Origin of the sequence: Brasilonema sp. UFV-L1 (assembly GCF_012912105.1) — a bacterium.
Taxonomy (GTDB): domain Bacteria; phylum Cyanobacteriota; class Cyanobacteriia; order Cyanobacteriales; family Nostocaceae; genus Brasilonema.
The window spans coordinates 1-10,331 of record NZ_QMEA01000204.1 but is presented as its reverse complement, the minus strand read 5'-3'; the positions used below and the strand labels follow the sequence as shown (position 1 = coordinate 10,331).

The following is a 10,331-nucleotide window of genomic DNA, read 5'->3' as shown; positions in this document are numbered from 1 at the left end:
AGCTTTGAATCATCAAGATTCTCATGTGCGTAGGAGAGCCGCAGATGCATTAGGAATCAAAGATACCCAGGTAGTACAAGCTTTGATTCAAGCTTTGAATCATCAAGATTCTCATGTGCGTAGGAGAGCCGCAGATGCATTAGGAGAAATCGGGGATTCTGAAATACTTTCTCGTCTATGGGAGTTGCGATTAACTGGGGTAGACTATGCAGAGAATGTTATTTCAAAGATTCAAGAGCGTTATAAATTTTATAATCATGAAATTTTTCATTCTCTCCCAGTTGAAGAGGAAACTAAAACTGAATCACAAACTTCTAAATCGTCAACTTACATCTTTCATCAATCTGTAGGCAACGTAAACACAGGAGATGTCAATATCCACGGCAATCAAGTTGGAATTGAGCATAATCAACTAAAAAATAAGGATTAAAACTATGTCAGAAACTTCTAAATACCAAAATAGTTTTCATTTCAATCAAGCCCCTGGCAACGTCAACACAGGAGATGTTACCATCCAACGAGATCAAGTTGGCATTCAACACAATTACGCGCCAGAACAAAAACAAAATCTGGTAGAAGCAGCGAAAGAAATTCAGGAATTGCTAAATCACCTGTCTGTGAGTTATCCAACCACCACTGAATCTCAAAAGCAGGCGATCGCCAATCAAGCAATAACCCATATCAAGCACAACAACCCAACCACTTGGCGACGTTTACGTAGTGCTACTGAGGCTGCATTAATTGAGGCGTTGAAGGAAGTGCTTGATAACCCGTTTGTTAATGTCACGGTTGCTGCTGTTGAAGGTTATAGAAATGCTGAGTAAGATTTGATTGAGTGTTAAAGACTCGCGGACGAGTGTTAAAGACTCGCGGACGAGTGTTTGAGACTCGCGGACGAGTGTTAAAGACTCGCGGACGAGTGTTAAAGACTCGCGGACGAGTTGTAAACACTCTCCGACGAGTATTAGAACCTCATGAACGAGTGTTTGATATTCGCAAGTAGTAAAAGCCTGCGGCAAATTTAAATGCGGATGGTGGATTGACAGCTAAGAAAAATATAGCGGTTCTCACTTCGGTGCAATACAGTCGTCACCTCACCCCGCATTTGAGTATCGCAAACGCTCCCCTCTCCTTAGTAAGGAGAGGGGTTGGGGGTGAGGTTGAAAAATGTACTTCATGCAAACGAGAACTGCTATAGTTCCTCCTGCTCCTCCTACTTATAAAAACTAGTTGAGATTCTCAAACCAAGCTTCCAAATCTGCAACAGAAGAAAAATCAAGCAGTGCTTCACCCAGATTCTCTAATTCAGGGGTTGATAAGTTTTCAATTCTTTTGATTAGCTGTGGACTAATTTCTCCCAAGCGACGGTTAAGTTGACGCATCAGCAATTTTAATTCTCCTTGCTTTTCCCCTTTTCGCATCCAACTGGTAACTATCTGCATAACTTTTTCCTGCTCTTTTGGTTCAATGGTAGCAAGTTGCTCTTGAAACACGACTTCTTCTTGGGAATTCAATTCCAAATATGTATCAATAAAGCCGGAAATTAACTGAACTTGTGCGGGATTAAGTCGAAGACTTGTTAACAATTGTAATGATGTTAGTTTAACTCTTTTTGAATTCAAAATTCGCTCGTTATCCAACCCCTCGGATTCATGAGCCAGTGCGTTGGGCGGGTTCCCCGACTTGTAGCACCTGGCGTCCGTGGGGTTTTAATTTTGAATTTTGAATGAGCGAATTTTGAATTTGAGCGAAGCGAGTGACGCTTGCACAACAATATCGAGGATTTTCTTTTCTCCCTCAGTAACATCGGTAATAGACCTCTTGCATAAATACTTAAAATGTCATGTTGAGCGGAGCGAAACATCTCGCGAGATTCTTCACTGCACTACGTTTCGTATGCCCTCCGGGCACGCTGCGCTAACAGAATGACATCCCCAACTTTTGGACTTTTGCAAGAGGTCTAATTACTTCCAATGGTAAAAACTGTACCGAATCACGTTCCCACTCGGCGCTAATATCTGGAAAAAATAGCTCAATAAACTCCGGAAAAAAGTTAGATAGGAGTTCTTTAAACAGGCGATCGTGGTCTATCATTTCAGCATCTTACCGAATTTTCACAACCAAACATAGACTACTCCCTTCCCGGTGTAAGATTACCTATCTTGTTCTTTCTTTTTCTTGGCGTTCTTGGCGTCTTGGCGGTTATTTAATAGGTAATCTTCGGGCGGAACAGGAGTAACCAAAATAATAAATAAAATTTACCTCTCCAAATCAGACGCAAACTGAGGTAGAGTCATCTCCACCCCATCGATTCAGCTTACACTAAGTATTCGCGAGATTATTCCGGTAAACCCTCAACCTGCATCAAATCCAATCCCCGCTCAAATATCTCATCAATCGGCAACATTTGCCCATCAGTCGTCATAAATTTATGGTCTTTTGTTGCCCGAATAATCGAACCATCTTCTAGACAATATTCAAAAACTTCTTGCTCACCTCGATTATGCCACTGAGCAATAGATTGTGTGTAAATATTACCGTTATTATCTACACTATACACTCTACATTCAATTCTCTTCTCTACAATTTCCCCAATCGGTAAAAAGCCATATTCCACTGTTAACACTTGCGTGTCATAGCTCAAGCAATATTCAGCAAACTTCAACATTTGCTCGAATAATGCTTCAGCAATTTGTTGTTTCACTCCATTCTTTGCAGCGCCATCCACAAACTTTTCTCGCTGCTTCATCATCTCGTCAACTTTCTTTTTACCCATTGCGCGGCGCAGTAAGTCCGCCTGTCCTAAAGAATATCCAGCCATATCTTGAGCAATTTTCATGATTTGCTCTTGATAGACCATAATTCCATAAGTTTCATCTAATATGGGTTCTAGAATTAGTGTTTCATATTCAATCTTTTCTCGACCATGCTTACGGTTAATAAACTTGGGAATCAGTCCCGCATCTAATGGTCCTGGTCGATAAAGTGCTAAAATTGAAGAAATATCTTCTATATTAGAAGGCTTCAAATCGCGTACTATTTGCCGCATTCCAGAAGATTCTAATTGAAAGATACCTTCCAATTCACCTGCTTCTAAAAGGTCGTAAGTTTTCTTAATGTCGTTTGGCAAGGTTTTATGCTCGCCTTTTGCTAATATTTTCTGAGCTTTTCTTTCTAGAGTCGTGATGTTGTATGGATCTACTTTAAATCCACGATTCCGCTCAATCAAATCGATGGTTCTCTGAATCATCGTCAAGTTTTTTAAACCCAGAAAATCCATTTTCAGCAAGCCCAGTGATTCCAAGTCTTCCATGAAGTACTGGGTAATTACAGAACCGTCATTATTTTTTTGGAGTGGTACAATTTCATCTAATGGTTCAGAAGAAATCACCACACCGGCTGCATGCACACCAAATGTTTTGTTTGTTCCTTCAATACGGATTGCCATATCAATCCAATGCTGTACCCTTGGGTCACTATCATATTTTTCTTTAAATTGTGGTTCTGGTGTTGCTTCGGAAATCATCACCTTGAGTTTGGTGGGTTTCCCTCGTGAAACAGGAATCAGCTTTGCCATTTTGTCTGATTCTCCATAGGGAATATTTAACACTCTAGCAACATCTTTCAAAACTGCTTTGGAAGTCAAGCGGTTAAAGGTAATGATTTGGGCAACTTTTTCTTTACCGTATTTCTCTGTGACATAATCAATGACTTTATCCCGTTGTTCGATACAGAAATCTGTATCAATATCAGGCATAGATTTCCGATCTGGGTTGAGAAATCTTTCAAATAAAAGTCCATGATGTACAGGGTCAATGTTGGTAATTCCCATAGTATAAGCTACTAATGACCCTGCTGCAGAACCGCGCCCAGGACCAACAGGAATATTATTATCTCTTGCGAATTTGATGTAGTCCCACACAACCAAAAAGTAGGTGGAGAAACCCATCTTCTGAATCATTTTTAGTTCATATTCCAGCCTATCTTTATAGGTTTGGTCAATTTCACTTCTAGATTTTCTATTTAGTTTTTTTAAGAGTCCTTCCCAAGCGACTTCTTCAACATATGTGTCAGCAGTGTGACCTGATGGAATTGGATAATTGGGAAGCCGAGGCGTATCCAGAATTTGGTAAGGTTCGACTTTATCCGCAACTTCAACTGTGGTTGTCACAGCTTCTTCAATAACATCATCTGGCAAATGGTCGCGAAATAGCAGCTTCATTTCCTCTGCAGATTTCAGGTACTCTGTACCGCTATAACGCATTCGTTTATCTTCAGAAATTAATTGACCTGTTTGAATGCACAACAAAGCGTCATGTGCTTCAACGTCGTAACAAGAAATAAAATGTGAATCGTTGGTAGCTACTATTTTAATATCTAGCTCCCGCGCAATTTTTACAATTTCTACATTGACAATCCGGTCCTCTTGAGAACCGTGGTCTTGAATTTCTAAATAATAATCTTCACCAAAAACTTCTTTGTACCACCGGGCAACTTTACGTGCAGCTTCTAATTTACCACTAAGAATTGCTTGAGGAACTTCCCCACCTAAACAAGCACTCGTGACAATTAAACCTTCATGATACTCTTTTAATAATTCTTTGTTGACACAAGGACGGGAAAAAATTCCTTTACCTTGCACACCTTTGAGATGAGAAACTGTTGTGAGTTTAACTAAATTTTTGTACCCTTTTGTATTTTTCGCTAAAACAATTTGATGATAGCGGGGACGGCGTTCTTGTTTTGTGATATCGCCGTTGATGATATACATTTCGTTACCAATGATTGGCTTGATATTTTTATTGCGGCAGATTTTAATCAGTTCGATCGCACCATACATCACACCATGATCTGTGAGGGCTATGGCTTTGATTCCCAGTTCGATGGCGCGATCCGCTAAATCTGGTAGCTGACTTGCTCCATCAAGGAGACTATAATCACTATGAATGTGCAGAGGTACAAAGGACATATGCGTTTCCAGCCAGCAGTTAAAAACAGAAGTCAGAAGTCAGAAGTCAGAAGTCAGAAGTCAGAATCACTTTCGTTGGGGATTTAAACCCTTCTACTCATCCGCTCACGAGCTACAAATTTCATTCTGTCCCTTGCGCGTGCCGCAGGCATATTCTGGCGACTGACACCTGAGTTCTTTTGTTAAAAACACCAAGCGTCTTCCAGGGTAACGCAGTTTGTACCTGAGCGTGGTCATCTTATCTGGAATCTTTGATTAAAATAAGTTTACCAATTTACTTGGTAAAATCAGGTCGCCTTGGTATGATTTTACCAACCATAAATTCGTTGAAACTGGCTCTTTGTGAGTCCAACTCTGTTATGAAAAGAAGACAACTTATTGCTTTTGTCAGCATAGCAGTTGCTAGCTTGCTCTTGTCAGTAGGCTTGCGATTGTTTGACCCATCTCCAGTCATAGCACAGTCAAAAGCCAATTTACTCATATCTGCTGCTGCTAGCCTCAAAGATGCAATGGAGGAAATAAAGACTGTTTACCAACAAAGTAAACCAAATGTCAATCTGACTTACAATTTTGGTGCTTCTGGTGCTTTGCAGCAACAGATAGAACAAGGTGCGCCAGCAGATGTGTTTATCTCTGCTGGGAAAAAGCAAATTGATGCTTTGGAACAAAAGGGACTGTTAGTTCCTGGGAGTCGTGCTAACTTGGCAAACAATAGTTTGGTCTTAGTTGTGCCTAGTAATTCTACAGCTGTGAGCAACTTCAATAACCTGACAGACGCTAAGGTAAAGAAAATTGCTATCGGTGAACCAAGAAGCGTTCCTGCAGGTCAATATGGTGAGGAAGTTCTCCAGAAATTGAACCTTTGGCAGCAAGTCAAGCCTAAAGTTGTTTACGCTAATAATGTGCGTCAAGTGCTGGCTTCTGTGGAGAGTGGTAACGCTGATGCTGGTTTAGTTTATGCGACTGATGCCAAAATCTCTGATAAGGTAAAAGTCGCAGTTGTTGCTGATGACAAGTCTCATGCTCCTATTGTTTATCCGATGGCAGTGCTCAAAAGTAGTAAAAATGTTGATGCTGCTAAGGAGTTTGTTAAGTTTTTATCTGGCGATTCAGCTCAAGCTGTCTTGAAGAAATACGGATTTATCGTGCAAGCATCTAAAGTCCCAGCAACAAGCCGTTAAGCTTTAAAGTTAAGCTCTAAATTTGTTATGCTTTTTGACCTTTCCCCGTTGTGGATATCCCTCAAAACCTCCTTACTTGCAACGTTTATTACTTTTTTCCTTGGCATTGCTGCTGCTTATTGGATGCTGGGGTATCGAGGGAAAGGTAAGTCTTTGATTGAGGGAATTTTCGTCGCTCCTCTGATTTTACCTCCTACAGTCGTCGGTTTTTTGTTGTTACTGCTGTTTGGTAAAAATGGTCCTGTGGGGAAACTCATGGAGCCTTTAGGGTTTAGTATTGTTTTTACTTGGTATGGTGCGGCGATCGCCGCCACTGTTGTAGCCTTCCCATTAATGTACAAAACTGCTTTGGGGGCTTTTGAACAAATCGACAGCAATCTTCTGCGAGTCGCAAGAACCCTCGGCGCAAATGAATCAACAATATTTTGGCGAATTAGTTTACCTCTAGCAATACCAGGAATTTTAGCAGCAACAACTTTGGCTTTTGCTCGTGCTTTGGGTGAATTCGGTGCAACCTTAATGTTAGCAGGGAATATTCCAGGACAAACTCAGACGATTCCAATGGCAATTTATTTCGCTGTGGAAGGTGGAGCAATTGAGGAAGCTTGGTTTTGGGTTGTAGCTATCATGGGTATTTCTCTATCTGGAATTATAGCTGTTAACTATTGGCAAGAAAAGCAAGGGAAGAGGGGAGAAGACAATTCAAAATTCAAAATCGCGGAGCGTCCTGAGCGAAGCGAAGGATCTAATTCAAAATTAGAGGTTTCTTCTTCATCCGCTACATCTTTCTCATCCACGTCTTCTTCAGGATTGTTTGTTGACATTGAAAAACAGCTTTCTGGATTCAGTTTGAAAGTTTCTTTCAGTGTTCTGGAAGAATCTTTGGGATTGTTGGGAGGTTCGGGGGCTGGTAAGAGCATGATTTTGCGCTGCATTGCTGGGATAGAAACTCCAAGTTCTGGTCGTATTGTACTCAATGGGCGGGTGTTGTTTGACTCGCAACAGGGAATTAATTTGCCACCACGCGATCGCCACATTGGTTTTTTAGTACAAAATTACGCTCTCTTCCCACACATGACTGTAGCGCAGAACATTGCCTTTGGTTTACCTAAGGGACTTTCTGCCACAGCTATTCGACAACTTGTTGAAACTCGACTCATTGCAGTACAGTTGGAAGGATATTCCCAGCGTTACCCGCATCAACTTTCTGGTGGACAACAGCAAAGAGTCGCATTAGCAAGAGCTTTAGCAAGTCAACCAGAAGCACTGCTGTTAGATGAGCCATTTTCTGCATTGGATACTCACCTGCGCAGCCAACTGGAACAGCAAATGGTAGGAACATTATCATCTTACTCTGGTGCGACTGTGTTTGTTAGCCACAATTTGGAGGAAGCATATCGAATTTGTCCTCATTTGCTCGCTCTCGAAAAAGGAAAAGCAGTTCAGTACGGTACCAAATACGATATTTTTGAACACCCTGCTACTGTTGGTGTTGCCCAATTAACAGGATGTAAAAACTTCTCAAGTGCTGTTGCTACGACATCAGGGCAAGTTCAAGCAGTTGATTGGGATTGTACCCTAAGTGTCATTGAACCTATCCCAGATGCTTTGTCTCATGTAGGAATTCGTGCTCATCAAGTCATTATTACAGACGAACCGAATCAGGAAAATACCTTTCCTTGCTGGCTAGTCAGAACAAGTGAAACGCCACACCGAATGACGCTGTTTCTCAAGCTTCATCAACCATCTACCAACAACAATGATTACCACTTGCAAGCGGAGGTATTCAAGGAGAAATGGGCAACTCTGAAAGACAAACCGATGCCTTGGTATGTTCGTTTAGATCCCTTGCGGCTAATTTTGATGAAATGAATACTCATAACTTACCAGAAGTTCTGCCAGTCTGCTTCACCCAATGAATCACCGTATTATGAGAGACTCCGGTTCTTCTTTCAATTTCCCGAAAACCAATACCATTGGAATACAGTTCCAAACATTGCTGTTTGACTTCATCTCCATATCCTTGCAATGAATAAGCTTCGGGGAATTGCTTCCCGCAGTCTTTGCAGATGTAACGTTGCTTGCCATGACGATGCCCATTTTTAGAGATACTCTGAGAATCACAGTGAGGACATTTCATGACATTCATTACTTTTTTGTGCAAAACTTCATCCCCCACGTGAGGGCGTAAGTATGCTATCAGTAACGCTTCCATTTGCTCAAAAATCTGCTGGCGGTGAGTTTCATTGCTGCGTAGTGCATGGAGTAGTAAAGTATTATAAGCATGGGTGCAAACTTGGGCCAGTAAATGACACTGTTCAAAACTCAAAGCAGAATTACGCGCTTGCAGTAGTTTTGCCATAAAGTCTATAGCTTCCTCAGTAAAGCTATCATCAATGTTTTGAAACATTGTTCGGGAAGTGAAGTATTGCACAAAGACAATCCGACAAGTGGGCTGTTCAAAAAGTTGCTGGAATGTTGTTCCCAAAGTGCGGATAAATGTCTCAAACGGAAGCTGAATGATTTCTGGCTGATTCAGCTTTGCCCATACAGCGTGTACTCGTTCCACATGACGCAATTCCAAAGCATGGAAAATCGCCAATTTGTCTGGAAAAAACTGATAAAGCGAACCGATGGCTGTGTCAGCACTCTGGGCGATCGCATGAGTTGTCGCCGCTTCAAAACCCACTTGATCAAAAACCTCTGCTGCAGCATCTAAAATGCGCTCAACACGTTCCTGACTGCGCTTTTGCTTAGGTTGACGGCGCATAGATGCATTTTTCTTTGTTGGCGAATTCATAGTTATCTTCTTTATACCTTACACCTGTTCAAGCATTCCTCTTGACAAATATGAACTTTTACTCATAAATTAAAAGAAAAGCGAATAAAACGTCACATTTTTATCATTCTACCTGAGCCTAGTTGAGTTGCCTGATTATGAGGCATTTCAACATAGGTCAGATATACGTTGTAGATCTACCGCAAGTCAAATCTGCTTGCGTCAGATTTTGATTGCCAATTCGTGAACTTGGTTAAATAAGGAGAGTTTAACATCATGTCTATGCTTGCTGGTGCGCCCTGGCTATTAGCACACAAATCCATGTTGGAAGTCAACAAGCCAAAAAAAGTATCTCTTTACGGTACTGATTATGTCCTTTGGCAAGATAGAACGGGCAAAGTGAATGCTTTACCTAACGCTTGTCCGCACATGGGTGCTATGTTATCTGAAGGGTGGTGTCAAGAACGTGAAGATAAAACGAGTGCAGTTGTTTGTCCTTTTCATGCACTTGAGTTTGATGGTGAAGGCTGCACTGTTTTGCCCGGTTCCAACAAGAAAACTTTACCACAACTCAAACCGCTAGAACTGATTATTCAAGAAGATTTTATCTGGTCATACGGTGGTTTTGAACCCAAAATACCGATTCCTAATATCCTGAATGAAATTGCTTCTAAATATAAGTTTATCGGTCATACCGCTGATACGAGTGTGGAGACTGATTTGCTCAGTATGCTGCTAAATATGCACGACTACAATCACCAAAATGGAACTCATCGACCTTTATTTAAAATTGAAGAAGTGCATTTTGAGTCATTTATTGATAATGGGCATCACTCCCATGCATTTTATGATATGCCAACAGCAGCAACTAGCTTGGGTGAAAAACTGAAAAATCCAAGTGTGTTGTTGATATCAAAAGTTATTAAGGCTCATTTAGAAAATCACTTTCCATCGTTAGTCATATTTCATGGAAAAACTGGACTGGGTAAAATTGCTCAAATCCATTTGTTTGTCCCAGAGTCCAAAACTCGGACACGAACTTACATATTAATGTACGGATTAGCAAACAATATTGCAATTAAGGTTTTTGGGCAGACGTTTCTCAACTTTGCCAAAGTCGTAGTTGAACAAGATACAGATATTTTGGGGAAAATTTACCCGAATACGCCCCAAAAAATTAAGCTAAACAATGAAATAGGTATGGATTGGGTGAGGCGCAATTTTGAGAGTTGGCCAGAAATTGTAGCACCAAACCTTTCTAAATAGTGCTCAATTTATATTAATGGTGACTCATACCATTTCTTTGTGAGGCTGCGCCAAATTTTCTTGACTTCTTCTTTCTTTCTTTCTTGGCGTTCTTGGCACGGCAGGTGCTACAACGGGGGGAACCCCCCGATAGCGC

General features: G+C 41.1%; 8 protein-coding genes and 3 pseudogenes. 6 read left to right on the top strand and 5 right to left on the bottom strand.

Features of this window, described 5'->3' with window-relative positions:
* The 3 genes from DP117_RS32090 to DP117_RS32080 form a co-directional block, all read left to right on the top strand.
* The coding region (locus tag DP117_RS32090; protein WP_169222220.1) for a HEAT repeat domain-containing protein at window positions 1–430 on the top strand (430 nt) is incomplete at its 5' end.
* Between the two features lie 4 nt (window positions 431–434).
* Window positions 435–824, top strand: coding sequence for a hypothetical protein (locus DP117_RS32085; RefSeq protein ID WP_169222219.1), 390 nt, complete (start codon window positions 435–437; stop codon window positions 822–824).
* Window positions 825–835: 11 nt separating this feature from the next.
* Window positions 836–1,003: a hypothetical protein gene (locus DP117_RS32080; RefSeq protein ID WP_169222218.1), complete on the top strand. Its 168-nt coding sequence runs from the start codon at window positions 836–838 to the stop codon at window positions 1,001–1,003.
* Between the two features lie 223 nt (window positions 1,004–1,226).
* Here DP117_RS32080 and DP117_RS32075 read toward each other — a convergent pair whose 3' ends face one another.
* The 3 genes and pseudogenes from DP117_RS32075 to DP117_RS32070 all read right to left on the bottom strand — a co-directional run bounded on the left by DP117_RS32075 (window position 1,227) and on the right by DP117_RS32070 (window position 4,969).
* A complete protein-coding gene (locus DP117_RS32075; RefSeq protein WP_248277930.1) occupies window positions 1,227–1,622 on the bottom strand; it encodes a DUF4351 domain-containing protein in 396 nt (131 codons plus the stop codon).
* A gap of 343 nt (window positions 1,623–1,965) precedes the next feature.
* Window positions 1,966–2,094: pseudogene (locus DP117_RS36730) on the bottom strand (flagellar assembly protein H); the annotation flags it as partial.
* Between the two features lie 244 nt (window positions 2,095–2,338).
* Complete coding sequence (locus DP117_RS32070) at window positions 2,339–4,969, bottom strand: DNA polymerase III subunit alpha (RefSeq protein ID WP_169222217.1); 2,631 nt, start codon at window positions 4,967–4,969, stop codon at window positions 2,339–2,341.
* A gap of 359 nt (window positions 4,970–5,328) precedes the next feature.
* Between DP117_RS32070 and modA the strand changes: the two genes are divergently transcribed.
* Window positions 5,329–6,150: a molybdate ABC transporter substrate-binding protein gene (modA, locus tag DP117_RS32065; RefSeq protein ID WP_169222216.1), complete on the top strand. Its 822-nt coding sequence runs from the start codon at window positions 5,329–5,331 to the stop codon at window positions 6,148–6,150.
* A 27-nt stretch (window positions 6,151–6,177) separates the two neighbouring features.
* Window positions 6,178–8,022 carry a molybdate ABC transporter permease subunit gene (modB, locus tag DP117_RS32060; RefSeq protein ID WP_169222215.1) on the top strand — a complete coding sequence of 615 codons (1,845 nt, stop codon included), beginning with the start codon at window positions 6,178–6,180 and terminating at the stop codon, window positions 8,020–8,022.
* A 166-nt stretch (window positions 8,023–8,188) separates the two neighbouring features.
* On the opposite strand, the pseudogene DP117_RS36725 reads toward modB, so the two are convergent.
* Both DP117_RS36725 and DP117_RS36720 read right to left on the bottom strand, forming a co-directional pair.
* Window positions 8,189–8,284: pseudogene (locus DP117_RS36725) on the bottom strand (IS1 family transposase); the annotation flags it as partial.
* Window positions 8,285–8,350: 66 nt separating this feature from the next.
* Window positions 8,351–8,920 (bottom strand): annotated as a pseudogene (locus tag DP117_RS36720) (TetR/AcrR family transcriptional regulator); the annotation flags it as partial.
* A 291-nt stretch (window positions 8,921–9,211) separates the two neighbouring features.
* On the opposite strand from DP117_RS36720, the gene DP117_RS32050 reads away from it, so the two are divergent.
* Window positions 9,212–10,195, top strand: coding sequence for a Rieske 2Fe-2S domain-containing protein (locus tag DP117_RS32050; RefSeq protein ID WP_211176470.1), 984 nt, complete (start codon window positions 9,212–9,214; stop codon window positions 10,193–10,195).
* Window positions 10,196–10,331: the final 136 nt, after the last annotated feature.